The organism is Sphingomonas sp. Leaf412 (assembly GCF_001425405.1).
Taxonomy (GTDB): Bacteria; Pseudomonadota; Alphaproteobacteria; order Sphingomonadales; family Sphingomonadaceae; genus Sphingomonas.
This window is the reverse complement of the sequence record NZ_LMQP01000003.1, coordinates 1432395-1458746: the sequence shown is the minus strand read 5'-3', so window position 1 is coordinate 1458746 and position 26352 is coordinate 1432395. Positions and strand designations below refer to the sequence as shown.

Here is a 26352-nt window from a genome sequence, read left to right as displayed (position 1 = left end):
AGGAAGGGCCGATTATGCACCCGTACAAGCACGCCGCGACCAGCCCGGACAAGGCGGCGTACATCATGGCCGCGACGGGGGAGACCGTCACCTACGCACAGCTGGAGCGCCGCGCCAACCAGGGGGCGCACCTGCTGCGGTCGCTGGGGCTGAAGCGCGGCGATGCGATCGCGGTAATGATGGACAATAGCCCGCGCTATTTCGAGATCATGTGGGCGACCGAGCGCGCGGGCGTGTACGTCACCTGCATCTCGTCCAAGCTGTCGGTGGACGAGGCGGACTATATCATCCGCGACGGGGAATGCCGCGCCCTCATCATGTCGAAGGGCACGGCGGGGTGCGCGGAGGCGCTGTTGCCGCGGGTGCAGGACCTGACGCGCTACATGGTCGACGGAACCGTGGCGGGATACGAATCGTGGGAGGCGGCGCGCGATGCGCAGCCCGACACGCCGATCGCCGACCCCTCGCCGGGGCAGATCATGCTGTATTCGTCGGGCACGACGGGCAAGCCCAAGGGCGTCCGCTTCCCGCTGCCCGAGACGCCCTATGGCGAGAACGTCTCCCCGCTCGTGATGCTGGGGCAGGCGCTGTACGGGTTCACGCCCGACATGGTTTATCTCAGCCCCGCGCCGCTGTACCACGCCGCGCCGCTGCGCTGGACGATGGCGGTGCAGCAGCTGGGCGGCACGGTCGTCGTGATGGACCGGTTCGATCCGGAAGAGGCGTTGCGGCTGATCGAGGCCTATCGCGTCACCCATGCGCAATGGGTGCCGACGCATTTCGTGCGGATGCTGAAGCTGCCCGCGGAGGCGCGCGCGCGCCACGACATGTCGTCGCTGAAGGCGGTGTGGCATGCCGCGGCGCCGTGCCCGGTGCCGGTGAAGCAGGCGATGATCGACTGGTGGGGGCCGATCGTCGGAGAATATTATGCGGGGACGGAAGGCAACGGCTTCCACGCCATTTCCGCCGCCGAATGGCTGACGCATCTCGGATCGGTGGGGCGCAACCTGACCACGATCACGCATATCGTGGGCGAGGACGGGAACGAGGTGCCCGCGCGCACGGAGGGGACGGTGTATTTCGAGCCGAAGCCCGATCCCGCGGGCGCCGCCGCGGGGCCGGGTTTTTCGTATCACAACGATCCCGACAAGACGCGCGAGGCGACCGATTCCCATGGGTGGACGACGCTGGGCGACGTGGGCTTCGTGGACGAAGAGGGGTATCTGTACCTGACCGACCGCAAGAGCTTCATGATAATCTCGGGCGGGGTGAACATCTATCCGGCGGAGATCGAGAACCTGCTGGTCACGCATCCGAAGGTCGCGGACGTGGCGGTGATCGGTGCGCCGCACGAGGAGATGGGGGAGCAGGTCGTGGCGGTGGTCCAGCCGCGCGACATGGGCGAGGCGGGCGAGGCGCTGGCGGCCGAGCTGACCGCGTTCGCGCGCGAGCATCTGAGCCACGTCAAGACGCCGCGGCGGATCGATTTCCGCGCCGAGCTGCCGCGCCACGACACGGGCAAATTGTACAAGCGCGTGCTGCGCGACGAATATTGGGGGAAGAAGACGCTGGTGGACGGTGCGGCGGTGGGGGTGGCGTCGTGAGCTTCAACTTCGCGGACATGATCGAGGCGGTCGAGGCGGTGACGCCGCCCGATCGCGTGGCATTGGCGCATGGCGCGCAGGTGGTCGACTGGGCCGGGCTGAAGCGGCGGTCGAACAACCTGGCGCGCGCTTTGGTGGCGCGCGGGTTGCAGACGGGCGAGCGCTTCGCCTTCTACGCGCACAACAGCGCGGATTATCTGACCGCGCTGGTCGCCTGCTGGAAGGCGCGGGGGACGCACGTCAACGTCAACTACCGCTACGTCGCGGAGGAGCTGGCGTACATCCTGGCGGATTCGGATGCGACCGTGCTGGTATACGGACAGGCGCTGCGCGATTGCGTGGCGGAGGTCCGTGCGCGCGCGACGGGGGTGCGGACCTATGTCGAGATCGGCGACGGCGTGGGCGTGCCCGACTGGGCGGTGGCGTTCGACGCGCTGGCGGAGGACGGCGACGGCGCGGCGCTGGGCATCGCGCGCGCGGCGGAGGACGAATTCTTCATCTACACCGGCGGCACGACGGGGATGCCCAAGGGAGTCGCGTGGGCGCACGGCGACCTGACGCGGATCGCGTTCGTCGCGCTGAAAACCGCGGGGGTGCCGGTGCCGACGGCGGTGGCGGGTTGGGCCGCGATGGCGGCGGCGGCGGGCGAGGAATATCCGCGCGTCGTGTGCGGGCCGCCGTTGATGCACGGGACGGGGTTGCTGTCGTCCTACAACGCGCTGCTGGCAGGGGGCATGGTCGCGACGTTGCCGGGGCGGCATTTCGATGCGGCGGAATTGCTGGATGCGGTCGACAAATGGCGCGCCAATCGCGTCGTGGTGGTCGGCGACGCCTTCGCCCGACCGATCATGGAGGCGCTGGATGCCGCGCCCGCGCGATGGGACGTATCGAGCGTGCGGTTGCTGATCTCGTCGGGCGTGATGTGGAGCCAGGGGGTGAAGGATGGCCTGATCCGCCACATGCCCGAGGCGACGTGCCAGGACAATTTCTCCTCGTCCGAGGCGATCGGGATGGGAACCTCGCTGACGACGAGGGACGGGACGGTGGAGACCGCGCGCTTCGTCATCGGCGGGCGGTGCCGCGTGCTGGACGACGACGATCGCGACGTGGTGCCGGGGTCCGACGTGACCGGGAAGGTGGTGCTGGGGCCGCCGACGCCGCTGGGCTATCACAAGGATGCGGAGAAGAGCGCGCGGACGTTCCGCGTGATCGACGGCGTGCGCTACACCGTCTCGGGCGACTTCGCGAAGGTGAATGCGGACGGCTCGATCGTGCTGCTGGGGCGCGGATCGGCGTGCATCAATTCGGCGGGGGAGAAGATCTTTCCCGAGGAAGTCGAGGAGGCGTTGAAGATCTGTCCGGCGGTGGACGACGCGCTGGTGTTCGGCACGCCCGATCCGAAATGGGGCCAGTCGGTGACCGCGGTAGTGCAGGCGGCCGCGGGCTTCGACGAGGCGGCGGTGCGCGAGGAACTGCGCCGGCATCTGGCGGGGTACAAGCATCCCAAGCTGCTGGTGACGACGCACGAATCGCTGCGCGCGCCCAACGGGAAGGCGGACTACGGGAAGGCGAAGGTGCTGGCGGGGGTGGGGTAGCGCGTCGCCGAATGACGCCATCCCGTTCCCCCGCGGAAGCGGGGGTCCAGAGTCTCAGGCGACACCGTTCGTGACTCTGGACCCCCGCTTCCGCGGGGGAACAAGAGGATAATGACGTCCGGGGTGACGGGGGGGCCCCAGCTTTCATTCCGCTGACGAACCAATTCAGCCTGCGTATTGCACGACCGGTCCATAAGCGGCCTCATCGAAGGGCCGGCTGTGCGCCGGTGAGTGAAGGCGTTGGACCGATGATGAAGGCGGTGGTGGCAGGGTTGCTCGCGGCGGCGGCGGTGGTCGTGCCTGCGGTGGCGATGGCGCAGGACGTGTCGCTGCGCGAGGCGATGCGGCAGCGGATGGAGTCGCGCGGCGGACCGGGCGGGCGCGAGCGGGCGCCGGACGCACGGCCCGAGCGCGGCGCGGGCGCGGAAGCGCGCGCCGAGGGGCAGGCGCGTGGCTGGCAACGGGCGGATCGTGGCGAGCGGCCGCAGCGTGCCGAACGACCGCGCGGCGAGGCGGCGGTCTCGGCGGATGCGGGCGGCTGGCAGCGGCCCGACCGGGGCGAGCGACCGCAACGTGCCGAACGGCCGCGCGGCGACGCATCGGTGGCGGCGGATGCGGGCGGCTGGCAGCGGCCCGAGCGGGGCGAGCGACCGCAACGTGTCGAACGGCCGCGCGGCGATGCGTCGGTGGCGGCGAATCCCGGCGGCTGGCAACGGCCCGACCGGCCGGAGCGTGGTGCGGCGCCCGCGGGCGGCTGGAACCGCGGCGACCGGCAGCGCCCGGATCGAACGCCGCAGCAGGCGCAGCGCGATCCGCGCGACGGGCGGCCGCTGTGGACCGAGCGCAACTTCCGCGGCGATCGGGACGCGAACCGCGATGGGCGCGACCGCGACTGGAACCGCGATCGCGACCAGCGGGCGGGCCGCGACCGGAACTGGAACGGCGATCGGGGCGGCTGGGACCAGCGCGGGCAGGGGCAGCGCCAGTGGGGCTGGAACGACCGCGATGATCGCGGGCAATGGGATCGCGGGCAATGGGATCGCGGGCAGTCGAACCGCGGGCAGTGGAACCGCGACTGGCGGCGCGACTCGCGCTACGACTGGAACCGCTATCGCGCGGTGAACCGCTCGGCCTATCGCCTGCCGCGCTATTACGCGCCTTATGGCTGGGACCGGGGGTATCAGCGCTTCGCGGTCGGGGTCAGGCTGTCGTCGCTGCTGTTCGCGCAGGATTACTGGATCGACGATCCGTATTCCTATCGCCTGCCCGACGTCGCCGGGCCGTATCGCTGGGTCCGTTACTATGACGATGCGCTGCTGGTCGATATCTACACCGGGCGGGTCGTCGACGTGGTCCACGACATGTTCTGGCAGGGTTGAACGACCGGCGGGGGAGGCATAATCGGGCGGGATGGCGATCACCACCATCCCGCCCGGCCGCCCCTCCCCCGTCCGCGCCGCGATCGGGCGCGACGTGGCGGCGCGGCTCGACGCCGACCCGCGGATGCAGCGGCTGCCCAGCGACCGGATCGCGGCGTGGCGCTGCCCCGGCTTCCTGGACGACGCCAATTGCGACTGGCTGGTCGCGATGATCGAGGCGCGGCGGCGGCCGTCGACCCTGCTGACCGACACGGGCAGCAACGAGAACCGCACGTCCGAAAGCTGCGACATGGATCGCCACGCGGACGGCGTGCGGCAGATCGACGAATATATCGCCGCCGCGCTGGGCATCGCGCCCGAATATGGCGAGACGATCCAGGGCCAGCGCTACGCCCCCGGGCAGCATTTCCGCACCCATCACGATTATTTCCACGAGGGCGAAAGCTACTGGCAGAAGATGCGCGCGGGCGGCGGGCAGCGGACGTGGACCGCGATGGTGTATCTGAACGAGGTGGAGGAGGGCGGCGCGACCTGGTTCCCGCAGGGCGGCGTGCGCGCGGTACCGCGCAAGGGCATGTTGCTGGCATGGAACAACATGGACGCCGACGGCGCGCCCAATACCGCGACGCTGCACGAGGGCATGCCGGTGGTGGCGGGGGTGAAGTATATCGTGACGAAGTGGTTCCGGGAGGAACCGTGGGTGGGCTTGCCGGCGTAGGTCGTCATCGCGAGCGCAGCGCGGCGATCCAGCGTTTCGCGCGCCGTCCTGGATTGCTTCGCTCCGCTCGCAATGACGGGGAGAAGAGGAGGGGCGACACCGGTGCGCGCCGCCGGTAAGGCGCGCACGATGCGTCACGTTCTCGACATCGACCGTTCGATCATGGGCCAGCCGTGGCGGTGGCGCGCGCTGGCGGCGGATCAGCGCGACGGGTTCGTGCCCGACGACCTGGTCACCAGCCTGCTGCTGTCGCGGGGGTGCCCGCGCGAGGGGCTGGAGGCGCATCGCGCGCCATCGATCCGTGCGTTCATGCCCGATCCGTCGGTCTTTCGCGACATGGACACGGCGGCGGCGCGGATCGCGGATGCGGTGGAGGCGGGGGAGAAGATCGCGATCTTCGGCGATTACGACGTCGACGGCGCGACGTCGGCCGCGTTGCTGGTCCTGCTGCTGCGCGGGCTGGGCCATGACGCGGCGGTGCATATCCCGGACCGGATGACGGAAGGGTACGGCCCGAATGCCGCCGCACTGGCGACGCTGGCGGGGGCGGGCGCGACGTTGATCGTGACGGTGGATTGCGGGGCGCAGGCGTTCGACGTGCTGGACGACGCGCCGGTCGACGTGATCGTGGTCGACCATCACCAATGCGCCACCCGCCTGCCGCGCGCGGTGGCGGTAGTGAACCCTAACCGGCTGGATGAGGATGAGGGCGCGGCGCACGGCCATCTGGCCGCGGTGGGCGTGTGCTTCCTGCTGGGCGCGGCGTTGCTGCGCGAATTGCGGGGGCGGGGGTATTTCGCGGCGCGGACGGAGCCGAAGCTGCTCGACCTGCTCGACCTCGTCGCGCTGGGCACCGTCGCGGACGTGGCGCAGTTGCGGGGCCTCAATCGCGCGTTCGTGGCGCAGGGGCTGAAGGTGATGGGCGGGCGGCGTAACGTCGGGCTCGCCGCGCTGATCGAGGCGTCGCGGCTGACGCGCGCGCCGGTGTGCAGCGATCTGGGCTTCGCGCTGGGGCCGCGGATCAACGCGGGCGGGCGCGTGGGGCGCGCGGACCTGGGCGTCCGGTTGCTGACGACGACGGACGTGGACGAGGCGCGGGGGATTGCGGCGGAGCTGGACCGGCTGAACGAGGAACGGCGCGCGATCGAGGCGATCGTGCAGGAGGGCGCGGAGCTGGCGATCGTCGCGGAGCGCTCCGTCGTGGTCGTCGCGGGGGCGGGCTGGCACCCCGGCGTGATCGGGATCGTCGCGGGGCGGCTGAAGGAGAAGCTGGGGCGACCTGCGATCGTCATCGCGCTGGACGACGACGGCGTCGGCAAGGGATCGGGCCGGTCGATCACGGGCGTCGACCTGGGTCAGGCGGTGCTGGCGGCGAAGGAGGCGGGGCTGCTGGTCGCGGGCGGCGGGCATGCGATGGCGGCGGGCCTGACCGTGGCGGCGGGGGGCGTGGCGGCATTCGCGGCTTTCCTGGAGGAACGGCTGGCGGACGCGATCGCGCGGGCGCGGGAGGATCGCGCGTTGCTGGTCGATTCGGTGCTGGCGCCGGGTGGGGTCACGCCCGACCTGGTCGCCGCGCTGGAGGCGGGGGGGCCGTACGGCATGGGCTGGCCGAGCCCGCGCGTCGCGATCGGGCCGGTGCGCACGATCAAGGTCGACGTGGTCGGCAACGGCCATGTCCGCGCGATCGTGGCCGGGGACGACGGCCGCAGCCTGAAGGCGATGGCGTTCCGCGCGGCGGATACGCCGCTGGGCGAGGCATTGCTGGCGGCGGGGCCGTCGCGGCGGTTGTGGCTGGCGGGACGCGCGAAGCTGGACGAATGGGGCTCGCGGCCTGCGGCGGAGCTGCATGTGGACGATGCGGCTTGGGTGCGGAGTTGATTTGATTCACGCGGAGGCGCGGAGGCGCGGAGAAGAAGGTTTATTCGCGCAGAGGCGCAGAGGCGCAGAGGCGCCGAGTTTTGGGGGAGAGCGGGCGCGATAGCGGCCAACTTTTTGCCTGCGGCATGTTGGCTTGATAGGCGCTTCGCGCCGGGCGGGACACCTCTGCGTCTCCGCGCCTCTGCGTGAACCACCCTTCTTTCTGGCCTGAAAGAAGGCTGATTCACGCGACGACACGAAGACGCGAAGATGGTGTGGTTGCGGGGTGCGGTGTGGCCATTGCATCGCTTCGGCTTGGAAGGACGCTGCGCGTCGTGCGAGACGCCTTTGCGTCTTCGCGTCTTCGCGTGAACCTGCCTTCTTCACACCGGCGTTGCCATCGGTGAGTCTTCGGCCGCTCTCCCCTCCGGGGAGAGGGCTACCGGTTCTACGCCAACAGGCCCATCGACTTTTGCGCCTGCGCCAGCACCGGCGCGGCCATGCCGCGCGCGGTCTCCGCGCCCTTGGCGAGGATCGCGTCGATCGCGGCCTCGTCGTTCAGCAGGCGCAGCATCTCGTCGCGAATCGGGCCGAGTTTCGCGACCGCGAGGTCGGCGAGGGCGGGCTTGAACTGGCCGAAGCCCTTGCCTTCATAGTCCGCCAGCACGTCCGCCACCGTCCGGTCCGCCAGCGCGGCGAAGATTGTCACCAGGTTGCGTGCCTCCGCGCGGCCCTCCAGCCCCTCGACCGTGCCCGGCAGCGCGTCGGGGTCGGTCTTCGCCTTGCGGAACTTGTCCGCGATGACGTCGTCGCTGTCGACCAGCTTGATGAGCGACATCTCGGACGGGTTGGACTTGGACATCTTCGCGGTCGCATCGCGCAGCGACATGATGCGCGGCGCGGCCTTGCTGACCAATGGCTCGGGCAGGGTGAACAGATCGCACGCATAGTCGGTGTTGAACTTCGTCGCGATGTCGCGCGCCAGCTCCAGATGCTGTTTCTGGTCCTCGCCCACCGGCACGTGGGTGGCGTTGTAGAGCAGGACGTCGGCGGCCATCAGGACGGGGTAGTCGTACAGGCCGACGCTGGCGCCCTCGCGGTTTTTGCCCGCCTTGTCCTTGAACTGCGTCATGCGATTGAGCCAGCCGACGCGCGCGACGTTGTTGAGCAGCCACGACAATTCGCTGTGTGCGGGCACGCGCGCCTGGTTGAACAGGACCGAACGCGCGGGGTCGATGCCTGCGGCGACCAGCGTCGCGGTCATCTCGATCGTTTGCGCGCGCAGCGTCGCGGGGGGGATGAATTCGGTCAGGCCGTGAAGGTCGGCGATGAAGAACATCGTCTCGCCCCCCGACGCCTGCACCTCGTCCTGCATCGCCACCCATTGCTTCACCGCGCCGAGGTAATTGCCGAGGTGGAGGTTGCCCGTGGGCTTGATGCCGGAAACGACACGCATCAGCTTGCTCTCTTGCGTCGAAGGAGGGTCTTCACATCGGCGACATAGAAGGCGCCGAACAGGAAGGTGGCGGCGAAATAGACCAGCGCGCCGGCGCCGACCAGCGCGAACATCGCGATCCAGCGGTGCAGGCTGGCGCCGGTCGTCCATGGTTCCAGCGGCTTGTTCGCGAACCAGATCACCGCGCCCATCAGCAGCGCCGCCGCCGCCAGCCGCGGCGCGCGGCGCGCCAGTTGGCGGTCGACCGCGAAATGGCCGCGCCTCTGCAACGCATGCCACAGCAACGCGACGTTGACGGTGGAGGCGATCGCGGTGGCGAGCGGCGGGCCGACGTGTTTCAGCGGCACGATGAAGGCGAGGTTGAGGATCAGGTTCACCGCGATCGACACCATCGCGAAGCGCACCGGCGTTTTCGTATCGTGGCGCGCGTAGAAGCCGGGGGTGAGGACCTTCACCAATATGTAGCTGGGCAGGCCGAGCGAGAAGGCGGCGAGCGCCTGCGCGGTGGCGGCGCTGTCCGCGGGCGTGAACTTCCCGTGCTGGAACAATGCCGCGACGATCGGCTGGCCGCAGGCGACCAAAGCGACGGTGGCGGGGAGGGTGAGGAAGAGCGCGAGTTCCAGCCCGCGGTTCTGCGTCTCCGTCGCCGCCGCCTCGTCCCCGCGGCCCAGCTGGGCGGAGATGGTGGGGAGGAGGACGGTGCCGAGCCCGATGCCGATGAGGCCGAGCGGCAGCTGGTTCAGGCGGTCGGCGAAATAGATGTAGCTGACCGATCCCGCGCCCAGCAGGCTGGCGGCCAGTGCGGTCGAGACGACGAGATTGATCTGCACCGCGCCCGCGCCCGCGGCGGCGGGGCCGATCAGTTTCAGCAGCTTCCGCACGTCCGGGCCTAGGCGCGGGCGCTTCAGCTTCAGGCGCACGCCCGCGCGGCGGCACGCCCACACCAGCCACGCCAGTTGCAGCACGCCTGACACGGTCACCGCAATGGCCTGCGTCCGCGCGGTCAGCAGGGTGTCGGGGGCGTGGAAGAACAGCAGCGCGACGATCAGCGTCAGGTTGAGCAGGATCGGCGCGGCGGCGGCGATCCAGAATTTGTGCAGCGAATTCAGGATGCCGCCCAGCAGCGACACGAGGCTGATGAGCAGGAGGTAGGGGAAGGTGATCCGCGACAGTTCGACCGCGAAGGCGAACTGGTCGCGGTCGACGCCGTTGAACCCGCCCGACAGCAGCCAGGTCACCGGCCATGCCGCCAGCTCCATCACCACCGTCATGACGATCAGGATGGGCAGGAGCACCGACAGCGCGTCCTCCGCGAAGCGCACGCCCGACGGCAGGCCGTCGCCGTCCGGGTCGGCCACCTTGCGGTTGAACATCGGGATGAAGGCGGCGGAGAAGGCGCCTTCCGCGAACAGCGCGCGGAACATGTTGGGCAGGCGGAACGCGATCAGGAACGCGTCCGACGCGAACCCCGCGCCGACGAAGCGCGCGAACAGCGAATCGCGGACGAGGCCCAGGATGCGGCTGGCGAGCGTGAGCCCGCCGACGGAGCCGAGCGCGCGGGTGAGGTTCATCCTACTTCTCCGTCACCCCGGCGAAGGCCGGGGTCCAGCGGGGAAGGCCCTCGTGGCAAGGGCGCGACATATATCAGATTTCCCGCAACTGGACCCCGGCCTTCGCCGGGGTGACGGCAAGTAGTTACGCCTGCCCCTCGGTCGCGCCGAACTGGATTCCCTGCTGTTGCGCCTGTTGCAGGAACAATGCGTTGAAGTCGATCGGCTCCAGCAGCAGCGGGGGGAAGCCGCCGTCGCGGATCGCGTCGGCGACGATGCGGCGGGCGAAGGGGAACATCAGGCGCGGGCCTTCGCCCAGCAGGAACGGCTGGACATGCTCGGCGGGCACGTTGCGCAGGCCGAACAGGCCGGCGTAGGACAGTTCGACCTGGAACGCGGTCTTGCCCTCGGTCACGGCCTTGACCTCGATCTTCAGCGTCACTTCGTGGACGTCGTCGGCGACCTGCTGCCCCGCGATGTCGAACTGGACGTTGATCTCGGGCGGGGTGGGCGTCTGGTAGATGGCGGGGGCGTTCGGATTCTCGAACGACAGATCCTTCACATATTGCGAGATCAGGCCCACCGCGGGGCCGGTATCCGCACCGTTCGCCAGCGGCTCGCCGCCGAAATTGCCCTGCTCGTCCATCCTGATCGTCCTTCTCGGGTCTGCGGCGGCATGTCCGGCCGGCCGCGAAAAATGCCTGCGCCGGTTAGCAAGCGGCGTCGCGGGATACAATGACCGCGCGGTTCATTTGAATTGGGGCGCACACGTGTCTATGTTGGCGTCCAACCAGTCGGAGTTGCCGTGTTCTACGTTGTCCTCCTCGCCATGGTCGCCGCCTTCCTCGCCCTGCGCCTCTACTCGGTGCTGGGCAAGCGGGGCGGCCACGAGCAGCAGCCGCTGCCGCGCGCCGCGGAGGATCGCGTCCCGTCCACCGCGATCCCGCGCACCGTCGATGCGGTGGCGGAAACGCGCGAGACCGCGCCGCGCCCGATCGACGACGCGGCGGAGGCGGGCCTGCGCGGCGTGATCGCGGCCGAGCCGGGGTTCGACGTGTCCCGCTTCATCGACGGATCGAAGGCGGCGTACCGCATGATCCTGGAAGCCTATTGGCGCGGCGACGAGGACGCGTTGCGCGGCCTGGTCGCGGACGACGTCCTGGGCGCGTTCCGGGAGGCGATCGCGGCACGCGCCGAACAGGGCCATGTGCTCGACAACCGGTTGGTCACGATCGAGCGTGCGGCGATCGTCGCGGCGGGCGTGACCCCGGGCGCCAACGGGGCCGAGGCGCGGATCACGATGCGCTTCGACGCCGATATCGCGGCGGTGACCCGCGACGGCGAGGGCAATGTCGTCGCCGGATCGACCAGCGACGCGGTCGAGACGCACGACGTCTGGACCTTCGCGCGGCGCGTGAAGGCGTCCGATCCGAACTGGACGCTCGTCGACACCGACGAGGCGTAGGATGCCGATGATGGGGAGGGGGGCGTTCGCGGCGCTGGCCGGAACGTCGCTGCTGGCCGCGTGCGTCGGCCCCGGCACCGCGCCGCAGCGCCCGGGCGTACCGTCCGACCGGCCCGCAACCACCGCGCCCGGCGCGACGCCGCGGCCGTATCGCCCGTCCAACCCGCCCCCGCGCCAGCCGACCGCGTCGGTGCCGGTCGTCCCGGTTCCCGCGGCGATGCCCGCAGGAGCGACGACCGCGCGCGCCGCGGGCGTGGTGCGCGCGCCCGCGATCGCGGGCGTGCCGCTGGACGCGACCCAGGCGGCGGCGGCGCTGGCGGCGTTCCGGATCAGTTGCCCCAGCCTGGTCCGCCGGACCGATCCCACCGGGCTGACCAATGGCGCGGACTGGCGCCCGGCGTGCGACGCCGCCGCGGGCACGGTGCCGGGCGAGGCGGTCGCGTTCTTCCGGCGCTGGTTCGAGCCGGTACAGGTGGGCGACGGCCGCGCCTTCGCCACCGGTTACTACATCCCCGAAATCGCCGGATCGCGCGACGCGCGGGCGGGATACGCCCCGATCTACGCGCGGCCCGACGATCTGGTCGACGTGGACCTGGGCACGTTTTCCACCGCCCTTGCGGGGAAATCGATCCGCGGGCGGGTCCAGGGCACGAAGCTGGTGCCGTATTTCGACCGGACGCAGATCGAGGAAGGGGCGCTGTCGGGGCGGGCGCGGATCCTGGGCTATGCCGCCGATCCGGTGGAACTGTTCTTCCTCCAGGTGCAGGGATCGGGGAACGTCCGCCTGCCCGACGGCGACGTGCTGAGGATCGGCTACGCCTCGCAGAACGGGCGCGACTATACCGGCATCGGGAAGCTTATGCGTGATCGCGGGCTGCTGGGACCGGGTCAGGCGTCGATGCAGGGGATCGTCGATTACCTGCACGCGCACCCGGACGAAGGCCGCGCGATCATGCGCGAGAACAAGAGCTACGTCTTCTTCCGCATCCTCGACGGCGCGCCGCTGGGCGCGATGGGCCTGCCGGTCAGCGGCGGGGCGACGGTGGCGGCGGACGTGAAGTTCGTGCCGCTGGGCGCGCCGGTCCTGCTGTCGATGGACCGCGCCGACGCCAACGGCATCTGGATCGCGCAGGACACCGGCGGCGCGATCAAGGGCGCCAACCGCTTCGACACCTTCTGGGGCGCGGGCGACGAAGCGCGGGCGATCGCGGGGGGCATGAGCGCCCGGGGAACCGCGTTCGTCCTGCTGCCCGTCGGCGTGGCCGACCGCCTGCTTGCCGCCGGTAATGCGCCGGCCACTGTCCCCTGAGGACAGCGCGCTGTGGGCGCGGGTCAGCGCCACGGTGCGCGCGATGCCGGGACGCATCGCGACCGCGGTGACGCCGTCCGCGGCAGCGGCCGCGCCGACGAAGAAGATCGCCGTACCGGGCGTCGTCGCCCGGCCGGTGGCGCGCCCCGCGCCGCTGCGCGGGCCGGGCGAGACACTGGACAAGGCGTGGGACCGGCGGCTGGCGACGGGGGCGATCATTCCGGACCGGACGATCGACCTGCACGGCCACACGCTGGCGTCGGCGCATGCGGCGCTGGACGCGGGGCTGGACCGGGCGATCCGCGGCGGCGACCGCGTCGTCCTGCTGGTGACCGGCCGGCCGCCGCGCGGGGAGAGCGAGCGGCCGCATGCGCGCGGAGCGATCCGGGCGGGGATCGGCGACTGGCTGTCGCTGTCGCGCCATGCGTCGCGCATCGCCGCGGTCCGCAACGCGCATCCGCGCCACGGCGGGCAGGGCGCGTTGTACGTCGTCCTGCGGCGGGCGCGGTGAGGATCGTCTCCACCGATCCTTAACTTCCCGCTGCCATCGCTTCGGCGGGCGGTTGCGACCGTTCGTTCGGGGGGATTGTTCAGCGAGATGGGGACCGCCACGCTCAGGATCCGGGCCACCGCGATCGCGGTGGGCGTCGGCGTGGTGCTTTCGTCCTTCGCGCTGATGGCGACGACCTATGCCTGCTGGGTCGCAGGCCACCATGCCCGCGCGCTGATCCCCGGCATCGCCTGCCTGGTGATCGGATGGGGCGCGGCGTCGCTACTCCTGGCCACGGCGCGGCGCGCGATCGATCGCGCGGTCGACCGGCTGGCGGCGGCGGCGGCGGGCGACCTGATCGCGCCGGTCCCGCGCGCGACGACGGTGCTGATGCCGCGGCTGGCCGATGCGATGACCGCCCTGTTCACGCAATTGTCGAGCAATTTCGACCACGTCCGCCACCTGGCGCTGTACGACCCGGTCACCGGCCTCGCCAATCGCGCCAATTTCCGCGCGGGCGCCGAGGCGGTCCTGTCGCGCATCGGCGATTCGGCGGCGGCGCTGTTCTTCATCGACCTCGACCGGTTCAAGGCGGTGAACGACAGCCGCGGCCACGCCAGCGGCGACCAGTTGCTGATGCGCGTCGCGGACCGGTTGCGCACGATCGGCGACGAAAGCGGCACCCCCGGGACGATCGTCGGGCGGCTGGCGGGGGACGAATTCACGATCCTGTGTCCCGGCATGGCCGATGCGGCGGCGGTGCAGCGGCTGGGGCAGGCGATCGTCGCCGCGCTGGGGCAGCCGTTCGCGCTGAGCGACGGGCTGGTCACGATCGGCGCGTCGGTGGGCGTGGCGCTGCGCCCAGACCACGGCACGACGTTGCACGAGCTGATGCGCGCCGCGGATGCGGCGATGTACCAGGCCAAGCGCGACGGGCGCGGGCGCATCGCGCGCTACAGCGAGGGGCTGGCCGCGGAGCTGACGGGGCGCGACCTGCTCGACCAGGAATTGCGCGACGCGCTCGACCGCGACGAATTCGCGCTGTTGTTCCAGCCGCAGATCGCGGCGGCGGGGGACCGGGCGCTGGTGGCGGCGGAGGCGTTGCTGCGCTGGCGCCACCCGTCGGGCGAATTGCGGCCCGCGGGCGATTTTTTGAAGCGGGCGGAAGCGAACGGGCAGATGGTCGCGATCGGCGACTGGGTGACCACCGCAGTCGCGCGCACCGCCGCCGATTGGCATCGCGAGGGGCGGCCGGGGCGGATCGCGCTGAACCTGAACCAGCGGCAGCTGGAGGACCGCGCCTTCGTACCCCGGCTGCGTGCCGCGCTGGAGGATGTGGGCGCGCCGCTGACCTGCATCGAGCTGGAGATCGGCGAGGCGTTCGCGATGCGATGCCCCGCCCCCACGATCGCGGCGCTGGCCGAATTGCGCGCGGACGGCGCGCGCATCACGATCGACGATTTCGGGGCGGGCGATTCCAACCTGCAACGCCTGCGCCAGTTGCCGGTCGACCGCGTGAAGCTGGACCGCACGCTGGTGCGCGAGGTGGCGCACGACCGCGTGGCGCGGGAGATCGTGCAGGCGCTGGTCGGCCTGATCCACGGCCTCGGCTTCGAGGCGATCGCCGAAGGGGTGGAGACCGAGGCGGCGGCGGACGTGCTGCGCGTCCTGGGCTGCGACGCGATCCAGGGATGGGTCATCGCGCGGCCGATGGATGCGGCGGCGCTGGCGGGCTGGCTGGACCGGCCGCGCGCGGGCGCCGCGGGGCGGTAGCGGCCGGGGACGGACCGGGGGCGACCGGTGTGCGGCCGGACCGATCGGAACGGTTGTGGAACATGGGGCCGCGCTGCTAGCACCGCGCCATGGCCAGCGACGGAATCGTGCTTCCCCCCGACAATCCGCCCGTGGGCGTGTTCGACGCGCCGTTCGACAGCGCGCTGAGCGAACGCTACCTCGTCTACGCCCTGTCGACGATCACCGCGCGGTCGCTGCCCGACGTGCGCGACGGGTTGAAGCCGGTGCATCGCCGGCTGCTGTGGGCGATGCGGCTGCTGAAGCTGGACCCGAGCCAGGGGTACAAGAAATGCGCGCGCGTCGTCGGCGACGTGATCGGCAAATACCACCCGCATGGCGACCAGTCCGTCTACGACGCGATGGTCCGGCTCGCGCAGACGTTCTCGCTGCGCTATCCGCTGGTCGACGGGCAGGGGAATTTCGGGAACATCGACGGCGATAACGCCGCCGCCTATCGCTACACCGAGGCGCGGCTGACGCAGGTCGCGATCGACCTGATGGACGGGCTGGACGAGGATGCGACCGCGTTCAAGCCGACGTACAACGGGGAGGAGCAGGAACCGGAACTGTTCCCCGGCGCCTTCCCCAATTTGCTGGCCAACGGCGCGGCGGGGATCGCGGTGGGCATGGCGACCAGCATCCCGCCGCACAATGCCGCCGAGCTGCTGGACGCCGCGATCGCGCTGGTCGACGACGCCAGCGCCGATCCGCTGGCGTTCGTGAAGGGGCCGGACTTCCCGACCGGCGGACTGGTGGTCGATGCGCCGGTCGCGATCCGCGAAGCCTATGCCACCGGGCGCGGCAGTTTCCGCGTCCGCGCGCGCTGGGGGATCGAGCGCGAGAAGGGCGGCGGCTGGCAGGTGGTGGTCAGCGAGATTCCGTATGGCGTGCAGAAGGGGAAGCTGATCGAGCAGATCGCGGAGCTCATCAACGCCAAGCGGCTGCCCATCCTGGCCGATGTGCGCGACGAGAGCGATGCGGAGGTCCGGCTGGTGCTGGAACCGCGCAGCCGGACCGTGGACGTGCAGGTGATGATGGACGGACTGTTCCGGCTGTCCGACCTGGAAATCCGCGTGCCGCTGAACCTGAACGTGCTGGACAAGGAGCGGACGCCGCGGGTGATGAGCCTGCACGGCGCGCTGTCGGCGTGGGTGGAGCATCAGTTCGTCGTGCTGCGGCGGCGGACCGAGCATCGGCTGGGGAAGATCGCGGACCGGCTGGAGCTGGTCGGCGGCTATATCGTCGCGTTCCTGAACCTGGATCGCGTGATCGAGATCATCCGGACCGAGGACGAGCCCAAGAAGCTGATGATCGCGGAATTCGACCTGACCGACCGGCAGGCGGAGGCGATCCTGAACATGCGGCTGCGGTCCCTGCGCAAGCTGGAGGAGATGGAGCTGAAGCGCGAACGGGCCGCGCTGGAGAAGGAGCAGGCGTCGCTGAACCAGTTGCTGGGCAGCGAGACGCGGCAGAAGACGCGCTTGAAGAAGGACTTCGCCACGATCCGCGACCGGTACGGCGCGCAGACGCTGCTGGGGAAGCGGCGGACCACGGTGGAGGAGGCCGCGCCGACGCGCGACATCCCGCTGGAGGCGATGATCGAGCGCGAGCCGATCACCGTCATCCTGTCGCAGCGCGGCTGGATCCGCGCGATGAAGGGGCATGTCGACCTGGCCGCGCCGGAAACGCTGAAGTTCAAGGAGGGCGACGGCCCCGCCTTCGCCTTCCACGCGCAGACGACGGACAAGCTGCTGCTGGCGGCGGGGAACGGGCGTTTCTACACGCTGGCGGCGGATCGGCTGCCGGGCGGGCGCGGGTTCGGGGAACCGGTGCGCGCCACGATCGACCTGGACGGCAGCGTCCCCATCGTCGCGCTGCTGCCCGCGCGGCGCGCGACCCGGCTGCTGGTCGCCGCGAGCGACGGGCGCGGCTTCCTGGTGCCGGTGGCGGACGTGATCGCGGAGACGCGCAAAGGCAAGACCGTGATGTCGGCGAAGCCGGGCGCCGCCTTGTCGGTGGTGCGGCCCGTTCCCGACGGCGACGATTACGTCGCGGTGGTCGGCGACAATCGCAAGTTCCTGGTCTTCCCGCTGGCCGAGCTGGTCGAGCTGTCGCGCGGGCAGGGGGTGCAGTTGCAGCGCTATCGCGACGGCGGGCTGGCGGATGCGCGGACGTTCGTGATGGCCGACGGGCTGAGCTGGGCCATGGGGGGCGAGAGCGGGCGGACGCGGACCGAGGCGGACCTGTCCCCCTGGCGCACCGCGCGCGGCGCGGCGGGGCGGATGCCGCCGGTCGGCTTCCCGCGCGACAACCGCTTCTGACCGCGGCCGGGGATTGTAAGAAACGGCCAGCGTAAGCCGCCTGTTAACGCGTGATGCGGTACGCAATGGCGGTGAAGCCGATCCATTCCTTTTTGCCGTCGGGCGAGATGGCGGTCCCGCGCGTGATCGCGCCGGGCCTGACCGCCAGCGAAGGCGCATTGGAATTGCTGCCCATTCCCACGACGATGGCGGCGATGACGGACGGGCGCGTCGTGCACGAGGTCAGCAACCGGCCCTTCACGCAGGCCTGCCTGCTGGGCGAATCGGGGCTGGACGAGGCGATCGCCGCGTTCCTTTCGTCGGGGCGCGAGCGCGACGAGATCGATTTCCTGGCGGGCGGGGCGGTGGAGCGGCGGCATTATCGCGTGACGATGACGCGCTTGTCCTATCGGCGCGAGCCGGTGGCGATGGTGTGCTTCGTCGACCAGACCGCGGAGGTGCGCACGCACGAGACGCTGCGCCGCGAGATGGCGACCGACAGCCTGACCGGCCTGCCCAATCGCGGCGGGTTCACCGACGCGCTGGAGGCGATGATCGCGACGGGATCGTCGCGCTGGGCGGTGCTGATGATCGACCTGGAGCGGTTCAGCCGCTTCAACGCCTGCCTGGGATCGATGACGGGGGACGAGCTGCTCATCACCGTCGCGCGCCGGATCAAGGGCGCGTTGCGCGGCCACGACGTGCTGGCGCGCACGGGCGGGGACGAATTCGGCATCCTGCTGTCGGTCGATCAGGACGATGCGGAGGCGGGGCATGTCGCGCAGCGTATCCGCAACGCCCTGTCCACGCCGTTCCGGCTGAGCGATTACGAGATCCGCATCTCCTGCGCGATCGGCATGGCCTTCGGCGGTAGCGATACCGCGGTGGCGGAGGACGTGATCCGCCACGCCCAGGTGGCGATGAAGAAGTCGAAGGCGAGCAAGAGCGCGGAGGCGTACCAGACCCAGGCGCTGGATTTCGCGCGCGAGGAGTTCGCGATGGAGACGGCGCTGCGCCGCGCGATCGAGAACGAGCAGCTGCACCTGGTCTATCAACCGATCTGCGACCTGGCGACGGGACGGGTCGAATCGTTCGAGGCGCTGGCGCGCTGGACCGACGAGGACGGCGTCCGCCATTCGCCGGTGAAGTTCATCCCCGTGGCGGAGGAATCGGGCCTGATCGTGCCGTTGGGACGGTGGGCGATCGATACCGCATGCCGCACCCTGGCGGGCTGGGACGCGCGGCACGGGCGCGATTGCGGCGTGTCGGTGGCGGTCAACCTGTCGCCGATCCAGTTGCAGCGCGATACCGTGTCCGAGGTGGTGGGCCGCGCGCTGGACGCCGCCGGGCTGGCGGGCAAGCGGCTGAAGCTGGAGCTGACCGAAAGCGCGATCATCGCGGACCCGGAGCGGATGGCGAAGGTGCTGATGCAGCTGAAGGCGCTGGGGCCGACGATCGCGATGGACGATTTCGGCACCGGCTTCTCCAACCTCGCCTCGTTGCAGACGTTGCCGATCGACGTGCTGAAGATCGACCGCAGCTTCGTCACCGCGATGCTGCACGACCGCGACAAGGTGGCCATCGTGCGCGCGATCCTGAGCCTGGCGCAGGCGCTGGGGATGGCGACGGTGGCGGAGGGGATCGAGACCGTCGAGGTCGGGCAAACGCTGGCGGCGCTGGGCTGCACCTACGGGCAGGGCTGGGCCTATGCCCGGCCGCTGGAGGCGGATGAGGCCTATGCGTTCCTGCTGGAGCGCAACGGGTAGGGGGATGTGGTCGCGCGATCTCAGGCCGGTCCCGCCACCTCCTCGTCCGCGATCGTCTCCACCCGCGCCGCCTCGGGGAAGCCTTCCGCGATCCAGCGCGTCTCGATCCGCTTGAGGGCGGCGGCGACCTGCGGGCCCTTCGCCAGGCCGCGGGCGACCAGTGCACCGCCCGACAGCGGGAGGCGGGGCGGGGTCCAGTCGCGGATCGGGGCGACGTCCGCACCCGCGATCAGCAGGCGATCGTGCGCGATGTCCGGACCGGCGCGATAGGCGAGCGCGCGCGCGCCTTCGTCGCCCGCACCCGCGGTAGCGGCGATCAGGCGGCGGCGGTCGGCGTTCGACAGCTTCAGCCGCGCGCCGACGTCTTCCGCCGTCGACGGGGGGAGCAGGGCGGCGAGGCGGCGGATCGGGTCGGGGGCGATGGCCGCATCCATTTCCCGCGCCGCCAGCGCGGCGAGGCGCGCGACGCCGTCCGCGTCGATTTCCGGCAGGACGGGGCGGAAGATGCCGTGCGCCTGCATCAGCGCGACGACGGGCACCGCCGCCGGGGCGACCAGCAGCTTCAGCAGTTCCGCCGCGATCCTTTCGCGGCTGAGCGCCATCAGGTCGTTCGCGCGCGCGACGCAGGCGGCGAGGCCGGCGTCGTCGATCGCGTCGCCGAAACGCGCGTGGAAGCGGAAGAAGCGCAGGATCCGCAGGTGATCCTCCGCGATGCGGGTATACGGATCGCCGATGAAGCGGACGCGGCGCGCGGCGAGATCGTCGAGCCCGCCGAACCAGTCGAAGACCTCGCCCGTCGCGGGATCGGCGTAAAGCGCGTTCATCGTGAAATCGCGCCGCGCCGCATCCTCGCGCCAGTCGTCGGTGCGCTCGACGATCGCGTGGCGGCCGTCGGTGGCGACGTCGCGGCGCAGCGTCGTGACCTCCACCACGGTGCCCGACGTGACCGCGGTGACCGTGCCGTGCGCGATGCCGGTGGGGACGGTCTTGATCCCCGCGGCGGAGCAAAGGCGGATCACCTCTTCCGGCGGGTGGACGGTGGCCAGGTCGATGTCCGACACGTCCAGCCCCAGCAGCGTGTCGCGCACCGCGCCGCCGACCCAGCGCGCCCGACCCGCGCCCAGCGCGTGGGTCAGCGGCGCGAGCCCGGGGCGGTGGCGCCAGGGCGCGTCGGGCAGGATCACCATCGTAGCCGCCGCGCCAGGTTGACGATGATCCCTGCGGTCGCGCCCCAGATGCGGCGATCCTCCCACAGCAATTCGTAGAAGCGCCGCTCGCGCCCCTGCCAGATGCCCGAATTCTCGCGGTGGTTGGCGACGTCGAGCAGGAAGTCGAGCGGGACCTCGAACACCGCGGCGACCTCCGCCTCGCTGGCCACCAGCGGCAGGTCGGGCGGGACGACGCCGACGACGGGGGTGATGGAATAGCCGGTGCCGGTGCGATAGCGGTCCGACGCGCCGATCACGCGGACGGCGGACGGGGGCAGGGCGACCTCCTCCTCCGCCTCGCGCAGGGCGGCGGTGATCGCATCCTCGCCGGGATCGAGCCGGCCGCCGGGGAAGGCGACCTGTCCGGCGTGGTGGCGCAGCGTGTCGGTACGCTGCGTCAGGATGACGCCGGGACGCGGACGATCGGTGACGGGGATCAGCACCGCGGCGGGGGTCAGCGCGTCGTGATGCGGCAGGTCGTCCGAATCGCCGCCGATCGACGCGGTCGCGGAGGCGGAAACCATCGCGGCGGCGAGCCGCTCGGCGATGTCGGTCATGCCGCCAGCGGGAAGAAGGTGCCGGCGCTCCAGACGCCCGGCGTCGCATCGTCGCCGGACAGCGCGATCTCCGCCAGGTCGTAATAGATCGCGCGCGTGACGAGCGCCTCCAGCCCGCCGCGGACCAGCAGATACGGATGCGGGCCGTCGGGCGTCTCGACGAAGCGCAGGGGATGGTCGGCGGAGGCGGTGACGGTGTCGCCGGTGTTGAGGCGGAAGGCGAGCGTGGCGTCGCGCCCCTCGCCCGCGCGCTTCATCTCCACCGCGACGAAGGGCGCGTCCTCGACCGCGATGTCCAGCTTCTCCCCCGGGGTGACGAGGACGTAGCCGCCGTCGGGTTCGCGGCGCAGGATGCGGCTGAAGGCGCGGACCATCGCGGCGCGGCCGATCGGCGACCCCTGGTGGAACCACGTCCCGTCGCGCGCGATCCGCATGTCGCTGTCGCCGCAATGCGCGGGGTGCCAGCGGTCGACCGGGGGCAGGCGGTCCTCGTCGGCGAGGCGCGCGATATCGGCCATCGTCAGCGTGTCGAAATCGGGGGGCGGCGCCATGGGCATGGACCGCAGGTAGGGACGCGCGCGGGCGGGGTAAAGGGCGGGCGGGCGCCGATGCCGGTCGCCATGCGTTGGGCGGTGGTATCGCAAGGAGCATGACGATGACGCCCGACCCGCACCCCGCCGAGCAGCAGGACGACGAACCCGTGGATGCCGCGCGCGACCCGGCCGAGCCCACCGAGGCGGAGGAGGAAGCCGCGCGGCTGGGCGACTTCGCCTGAGCGGGGACGCCGGTACGGGGACGCCGTAACTTTCTTCTCCCCGCTCGAAACCTTCGGGACGGTCGATCATTCATCCCCCCGACAGCTTTCGAGGACGGATCATGAAGCAGTTTGTCCCGCTATTCCTTGCACTTGTTCCCTTCGCCATGGTGTGCGGCGCATGCGTGGCGGTGCCCTGAGTTCCCCCGGCGCCGTATTCCCCCCATTTGCGGTGCCAACGGAAAAGGCCCGCCGGGATCGCTCCCGGCGGGCCTTTCTTTCGTCCCGGCGAACCGGGGTTTTCCTTCCGGCGGACCGGGTCGAGGGATCAACCCTCGACCGGCTCCTCGCGGTCGTCGCGCTGATTGTCGCGCGGCGCTTCGGCGGTGGCGCCGGGTTCCGCGTTGGGATCGTAGGCCTCGACGAAGCCGCCCTGATCGCGACCTTCCTCGAACACCTGCTGCATGACGTCGACGCCCTTCGCCTGCATCTCGGCCTCTTCGGGCGAGCGTGCGACGTTGACCTTCACCGTCACGACGACTTCCGGGTGCAGCTGCACGCGGACGTCGTACAGGCCGATCGCCTTGATCGGACGATCCAGCACGACCTGGCTCTTGGTCACCTTGTGACCGTCGGCCTCCAGCGCCTCGATCAGGTCGCGGACCGCGACCGAGCCGTACAGCTGGCCGGTGTTCGACGACTGACGGATCAGCGTGACGGTCGCGTCCTTGAACGAGCCCGCGTCCTTTTCCGCGTCCGTGCGACGCGAGGCGTTGTCGGCCTCGATCCGCGCGCGGTTCGATTCGAACACCTTGCGGTTCGCCTCGTTCGCGCGGAGCGCCTTCTTGTTGGGAAGCAGGAAGTTGCGGGCGAACCCGTCCTTCACCTTCACCACGTCGCCGATGCTGCCGAGCTTCTCGACGCGTTCGAGCAGAATGACATCCATGTCCGCTACTCCTTACTTAACGACGTAGGGCAGCAGCCCCAGGTGACGCGCGCGCTTGATGGCCTGCGCCAGTTCGCGCTGCTTCTTCGCGCTCACGCTGGTGATGCGCGAGGGGACGATCTTGCCACGCTCGGACACGAAGCCCTGCAACAGGCGGACGTCCTTATAGTCGATCCGGGGCGCGTCCTTCGCGCTGAACGGGCACGACTTGCGGCGGCGGAAAAACGGGCGCGCCATTATGCGTTCTCCTCTTCGCGATCACGACGCGGGCCACGATCGGGACGGTCGCCGCGATCCGGGCGGTCGCCACGCTCGCCGCGCTCGCTGCGACGCTCGCGGTCGCGCTCCTGCTTGCGCATCATGACGGTCGGGCCGGCCTCATGCTCGTCGACGCGGACGGTCATGTAGCGGATGATGTCCTCGTTGATGCCGGACTGACGCTCCAGCTCGGCGACGGTGTCGCCGGGTGCGTCGATTTCGAGCATCACATAATGCGCCTTGCGATTCTTCGCGATGCGATAGGCGAGGGAGCGCAGCCCCCAGGTCTCGGTCTTGACGATCTTGCCGCCGTGATCGGTGACGATCTTCGTGGCGGCTTCCGCCAGCGTGTCCACTTGCGCCTGTGCCAGATCCTGGCGCGCAAGGAACACATGCTCGTACAGAGCCATGCGTTCTCTTTCCTCTTGGCCGATCGCTGACATGGCCCCATGCCATGCCCCTCCGGCTGTCGTCGTGCCCGCGGGCGGACCTGCGGGGAGCGGGGCCTGTAGCGGGGACGCTGCGGAAACGCAACCATATCGCAACCGCCCCCGCTATAGCAGGCGTCATGGACATGCGCCCCGTCTCCCGCCTCGATGCCGCGCCGCGCCACTGGGCGTGGGCGACGGCGGTCGTCGTCGCGGGGATCGCCGCGCTGTGGGCCGGATGGGTCGGATACATGGCGTCGGACGACGCGCTGTATTGGCAGGCGGCGGACGCGTGGCTGACGCATCCGCCGTCGGCGGGGGCGGACCATTGGGCGACGCGCTTCCCGCTGGTGCTCCCCTTTGCCGCCATGCTGGCGACGATGGGGCAGGGGTTCGCGGCCTTCGCGGCGACGGCGCTGGTCTTCTACGTCGCGATCGTGGCGACGACGGGCATCTATGCCACGCGGGTCGCGGGCGCGCGGGCGGGATGGATCGCGGCGCTGCTGACCGCGACGCTGCCCGTGATCGTCGGCAATGCCACCACGGTGTCGGTCGACCTGCTGGAGGCCAGCGCGCTGCTGATCGGGGCGATGCTGCTGGCGGATGCGGGGGCGGACCGGCGGGGTTTGACCCGCGCCGCGCTGGGCGGGGTGGCGTTCGGGGTGGCGGTGCTGTGCCGGGAGACCAGCGTGCTGCCGCTGGCGGGGCTGGCGCTGCCGTTCCTGCGCGGAAAGCCGGTGCCGCGGGCCGCGATCCTGGCGGCGGGCATCGGGTGCGTGGCGGTATTGGGGGCGGAGGCGGCGTATCAACATGCGCTGACCGGCGATCCGTGGCGCCGCTGGACCATCGCGTTCCACCACGATTCGCACATCGATCGCGCCGCCAACATGGAGGGGAACGTCCTGCTGTGGCCGCCGGTCGATCCGTTGCTGGTGCTGTTGCTGAACGACGATTTCGGGCTGGTGTTCTGGCTGCTGCCGGTCGCGCTGGTCGCGGGGACGACGCGGGTGCTGCTGTGGCCGGGGCGGCGGCGGCTGGTGCTGCTGAGCGCGATGGCGGTGGCCAGCTTCCTGCTGGTGGCGTCGCTGTATACGAAACTGGTTCTCAACCCGCGCTATTTCACGCTGCCCGCGCTGGTGGCGGTGATCGTGGTCGCGGCCTGGGCGGCGCGGATGCCGCCCGCGCGGCGCGCGATGCTGCTGGGGGCGGTGGTGGGGAGCGACCTGCTGCTGCTGGGCGTCGGCAACGCGCATCCGCACTGGCCGATGGAGGCGCTGGTCCGCGCGTCGGGCGACTTCCCGCGCGAGACGGTGGCGGGCGCGGCGAGCGACGTGCGGCGCGCGGACCTGTCGATGCGGTTCGCGGGCCGCGCGAACCTGCGCGCCGCACCGGCGGCGGCGGGCGGGTTGCAACTGGCGAGGGGCGATGCGGTGCCCGTGGGCACGATCGTGGCGCGCTATCCGATCCCGCCGACGCGGGTCGGGGCGATCGTGCGGGCGGCGGGTCTCGATGGCGTGGTGCCCGCGCCAGTCGCGCGGCGGCTGTTCGCGCCGGGGCCGGAGATGGTACTGGTCCGCCGTCCGCGCTAACCCCTTTGCCGATAACGGGAAGAGGGGACGATCATGCGCGCGATTCTATTGGCCCTGCTGACGGCGACGCCCGCCGCGGCGCAGGATGCGGTGACGGTGATCCACGCCGGACGCCTGATCGCGCGGGCGGACCGGCCTGCGCAAGGGCCGTCCACCGTCGTCGTCCGCAACGGGCGGATCGAGCGCGTCTCGACCGGGCTGCAACCGCCGCCGCCGGGCGCCAAGCTGATCGACCTGTCGCGGATGACCGTCCTGCCCGGCCTGATCGACGCGCATGTCCATCTGGCGTCCGATCGCGCGGGTAACGAGGGCCTGCTGTCGGGCGTCACCGAATCGACCGCGCTCCACGCGTACGAGGCGCAGATGAACGCGACGAAGACGCTGCGCGCGGGCTTCACCACCGTCCGCAACCTGGGCGACGGCGCGGCGGGGGTGACGCTGGCGTTGCGCGATGCGATCGCGCGCGGATGGACGCAGGGACCGCGGATCGTGGACGCGGGCGAGGCGATCTCCACCACGTCGGGGCATATGGACGGGCGGCTGGGGCTGAACATGGAGGCGGGCGACGCGCTCGCGCATACCGCGAACCTGTGCGACGGGGTGGAGGAATGCCGCAAGGCGGTGCGCCGGCAGGTCGGGCGCGGGGCGGACGTCATCAAGATCGCGACGACCGCGGGCGTCAACAGCGTGATCGCCGCGGGGCTGGGCCAGCAGATGTTCGACGACGAGGCGAAGGCGGTGGTCGAGACCGCGCGCCTGTACGGCAAGAAGGTCGCGGTTCACGCGCACGGCGCCAGCGGGATCGCGCTGGCGCTGCGCGCGGGGGCGGATTCGATCGAGCACGGGACGCTGCTGGGCGACGAGGAAGTGGCGCTGTTCCGCAAGTCGGGCGCCTATTACGTCCCCACGCTGTCGACGGTGAACGGGTACAAGGCGCGGCTGGCGGCCGATCCGAACGCCTATCCGCCGTCGGTGCGTGAGAAGATCGAGTGGCGGATCGGGATCACGGGCAAGGCGCTGGAGCGCGCGGTGAAGGGCGGCGTCAGGATCGCGTTCGGCACCGATGCGGGCGTGTCCAAGCACGGGCGCAACGCCGACGAGTTCGAACTGATGGTGGCGCACGGCATGACGCCCGCGACCGCGCTGGCCGCCGCGACGCTGAACGCCGCCGACCTGCTGGGCCTGTCGAAGGACATCGGATCGGTCGAGGCGGGGAAGGCGGCGGACCTGATCGCGGTCGCGGGCGATCCGCTGACCGACGTGACCGTGCTGAAGTCAGTCGCCTTCGTCATGAAGGGCGGGGTACCGGTCGCCGGGGTGGACTGACGC

General features: G+C 70.8%; 23 protein-coding genes. 14 read left to right on the top strand and 9 right to left on the bottom strand.

All coding sequences use genetic code 11. From position 1 onward, the window contains the following. The first annotated feature begins 14 nt into the window (after positions 1 to 14). From ASG29_RS14130 to recJ, 5 genes are all read left to right on the top strand, one after another. A complete protein-coding gene (locus tag ASG29_RS14130) occupies positions 15 to 1604 on the top strand; it encodes an acyl-CoA synthetase (protein WP_055985728.1) in 1590 nt (529 codons plus the stop codon). After that, positions 1601 to 3199, top strand: coding sequence for an AMP-binding protein (locus tag ASG29_RS14125; RefSeq protein ID WP_082516010.1), 1599 nt, complete (start codon positions 1601 to 1603; stop codon positions 3197 to 3199). Before ASG29_RS14130 ends, ASG29_RS14125 begins: the two co-directional genes overlap by 4 nt. A 248-nt stretch (positions 3200 to 3447) precedes the next feature. Continuing rightward, positions 3448 to 4578 (top strand): RcnB family protein, encoded by a 1131-nt coding sequence (locus ASG29_RS14120; RefSeq protein ID WP_055985107.1) that lies wholly within the window; start codon positions 3448 to 3450, stop codon positions 4576 to 4578. A gap of 31 nt (positions 4579 to 4609) precedes the next feature. After that, complete coding sequence (locus tag ASG29_RS14115; RefSeq protein WP_055985104.1) at positions 4610 to 5296, top strand: prolyl hydroxylase family protein; 687 nt, start codon at positions 4610 to 4612, stop codon at positions 5294 to 5296. A 129-nt stretch (positions 5297 to 5425) separates the two neighbouring features. Beyond that, positions 5426 to 7174: a single-stranded-DNA-specific exonuclease RecJ gene (gene recJ, locus ASG29_RS14110; protein WP_055985723.1), complete on the top strand. Its 1749-nt coding sequence runs from the start codon at positions 5426 to 5428 to the stop codon at positions 7172 to 7174. Positions 7175 to 7601: 427 nt separating this feature from the next. Here recJ and trpS read toward each other — a convergent pair whose 3' ends face one another. The 3 genes from trpS to secB all read right to left on the bottom strand — a co-directional run bounded on the left by trpS (position 7602) and on the right by secB (position 10805). Further along, complete coding sequence (trpS, locus tag ASG29_RS14105) at positions 7602 to 8609, bottom strand: tryptophan--tRNA ligase (protein WP_055985101.1); 1008 nt, start codon at positions 8607 to 8609, stop codon at positions 7602 to 7604. Then, positions 8609 to 10180 (bottom strand): murein biosynthesis integral membrane protein MurJ, encoded by a 1572-nt coding sequence (gene murJ, locus ASG29_RS14100; protein ID WP_055985098.1) that lies wholly within the window; start codon positions 10178 to 10180, stop codon positions 8609 to 8611. Before murJ ends, trpS begins: the two co-directional genes overlap by 1 nt. 124 nt (positions 10181 to 10304) lie before the next feature. Next, positions 10305 to 10805: a protein-export chaperone SecB gene (gene secB / locus ASG29_RS14095; RefSeq protein ID WP_055985096.1), complete on the bottom strand. Its 501-nt coding sequence runs from the start codon at positions 10803 to 10805 to the stop codon at positions 10305 to 10307. Positions 10806 to 10964: 159 nt separating this feature from the next. On the opposite strand from secB, the gene ASG29_RS14090 reads away from it, so the two are divergent. The 6 genes from ASG29_RS14090 (at position 10965) to ASG29_RS14065 (ending at position 19283) form a co-directional block, all read left to right on the top strand. Further along, a complete protein-coding gene (locus tag ASG29_RS14090; RefSeq protein WP_156458016.1) occupies positions 10965 to 11624 on the top strand; it encodes a Tim44/TimA family putative adaptor protein in 660 nt (219 codons plus the stop codon). A 10-nt stretch (positions 11625 to 11634) separates the two neighbouring features. Further along, a complete protein-coding gene (locus ASG29_RS14085; RefSeq protein WP_055985720.1) occupies positions 11635 to 12933 on the top strand; it encodes a murein transglycosylase A in 1299 nt (432 codons plus the stop codon). Then, the gene (locus tag ASG29_RS14080) at positions 12911 to 13444 is read left to right on the top strand and encodes a Smr/MutS family protein (RefSeq protein WP_055985090.1); all 534 of its coding nucleotides are present in this window, start codon (positions 12911 to 12913) and stop codon (positions 13442 to 13444) included. The genes ASG29_RS14085 and ASG29_RS14080 overlap by 23 nt, the downstream gene beginning before the upstream one ends. 87 nt (positions 13445 to 13531) lie before the next feature. Continuing rightward, positions 13532 to 15196: a putative bifunctional diguanylate cyclase/phosphodiesterase gene (locus ASG29_RS14075; RefSeq protein WP_055985717.1), complete on the top strand. Its 1665-nt coding sequence runs from the start codon at positions 13532 to 13534 to the stop codon at positions 15194 to 15196. Between the two features lie 89 nt (positions 15197 to 15285). Further along, on the top strand, positions 15286 to 17538 hold the full coding sequence (gene parC / locus ASG29_RS14070) for a DNA topoisomerase IV subunit A (protein ID WP_156458015.1): 2253 nt from the start codon (positions 15286 to 15288) through the stop codon (positions 17536 to 17538). A 107-nt stretch (positions 17539 to 17645) separates the two neighbouring features. Beyond that, positions 17646 to 19283 (top strand): bifunctional diguanylate cyclase/phosphodiesterase, encoded by a 1638-nt coding sequence (locus ASG29_RS14065; protein ID WP_082516125.1) that lies wholly within the window; start codon positions 17646 to 17648, stop codon positions 19281 to 19283. 20 nt (positions 19284 to 19303) lie between these two features. Here the strand turns inward: ASG29_RS14065 and ASG29_RS14060 are convergent, their stop codons facing one another. From ASG29_RS14060 to ASG29_RS14050, 3 genes are read right to left on the bottom strand one after another with little or no spacing between them, the layout of a single operon-like run. Further along, a complete protein-coding gene (locus tag ASG29_RS14060; RefSeq protein ID WP_055985087.1) occupies positions 19304 to 20470 on the bottom strand; it encodes a CCA tRNA nucleotidyltransferase in 1167 nt (388 codons plus the stop codon). After that, positions 20464 to 21048, bottom strand: a complete 585-nt coding sequence (locus ASG29_RS14055; RefSeq protein ID WP_055985085.1) for a CoA pyrophosphatase — start codon at positions 21046 to 21048, stop codon at positions 20464 to 20466. Before ASG29_RS14055 ends, ASG29_RS14060 begins: the two co-directional genes overlap by 7 nt. Next, positions 21045 to 21605: a DUF1285 domain-containing protein gene (locus ASG29_RS14050; RefSeq protein WP_055985082.1), complete on the bottom strand. Its 561-nt coding sequence runs from the start codon at positions 21603 to 21605 to the stop codon at positions 21045 to 21047. The genes ASG29_RS14055 and ASG29_RS14050 overlap by 4 nt, the downstream gene beginning before the upstream one ends. Before the next feature lie 92 nt (positions 21606 to 21697). On the opposite strand from ASG29_RS14050, the gene ASG29_RS17750 reads away from it, so the two are divergent. After that, complete coding sequence (locus tag ASG29_RS17750; protein WP_268796241.1) at positions 21698 to 21823, top strand: hypothetical protein; 126 nt, start codon at positions 21698 to 21700, stop codon at positions 21821 to 21823. A gap of 307 nt (positions 21824 to 22130) precedes the next feature. Here ASG29_RS17750 and rplI read toward each other — a convergent pair whose 3' ends face one another. Genes rplI through rpsF form a run of 3 tightly spaced genes read right to left on the bottom strand, consistent with a single transcriptional unit; the run spans position 22131 to position 23416 of the window. Continuing rightward, on the bottom strand, positions 22131 to 22748 hold the full coding sequence (gene rplI, locus ASG29_RS14045) for a 50S ribosomal protein L9 (RefSeq protein WP_055985080.1): 618 nt from the start codon (positions 22746 to 22748) through the stop codon (positions 22131 to 22133). Between the two features lie 12 nt (positions 22749 to 22760). Then, positions 22761 to 22985 carry a 30S ribosomal protein S18 gene (rpsR, locus tag ASG29_RS14040; RefSeq protein ID WP_007403456.1) on the bottom strand — a complete coding sequence of 75 codons (225 nt, stop codon included), beginning with the start codon at positions 22983 to 22985 and terminating at the stop codon, positions 22761 to 22763. Continuing rightward, positions 22985 to 23416, bottom strand: coding sequence for a 30S ribosomal protein S6 (rpsF, locus tag ASG29_RS14035; RefSeq protein ID WP_055985076.1), 432 nt, complete (start codon positions 23414 to 23416; stop codon positions 22985 to 22987). Before rpsF ends, rpsR begins: the two co-directional genes overlap by 1 nt. Before the next feature lie 158 nt (positions 23417 to 23574). On the opposite strand from rpsF, the gene ASG29_RS14030 reads away from it, so the two are divergent. Both ASG29_RS14030 and ASG29_RS14025 read left to right on the top strand, forming a co-directional pair. Continuing rightward, the gene (locus tag ASG29_RS14030) at positions 23575 to 25023 is read left to right on the top strand and encodes a glycosyltransferase family 39 protein (RefSeq protein ID WP_055985073.1); all 1449 of its coding nucleotides are present in this window, start codon (positions 23575 to 23577) and stop codon (positions 25021 to 25023) included. A gap of 33 nt (positions 25024 to 25056) precedes the next feature. After that, the gene (locus tag ASG29_RS14025; RefSeq protein WP_055985070.1) at positions 25057 to 26349 is read left to right on the top strand and encodes a metal-dependent hydrolase family protein; all 1293 of its coding nucleotides are present in this window, start codon (positions 25057 to 25059) and stop codon (positions 26347 to 26349) included. The last annotated feature ends 3 nt before the right edge of the window (positions 26350 to 26352 follow it).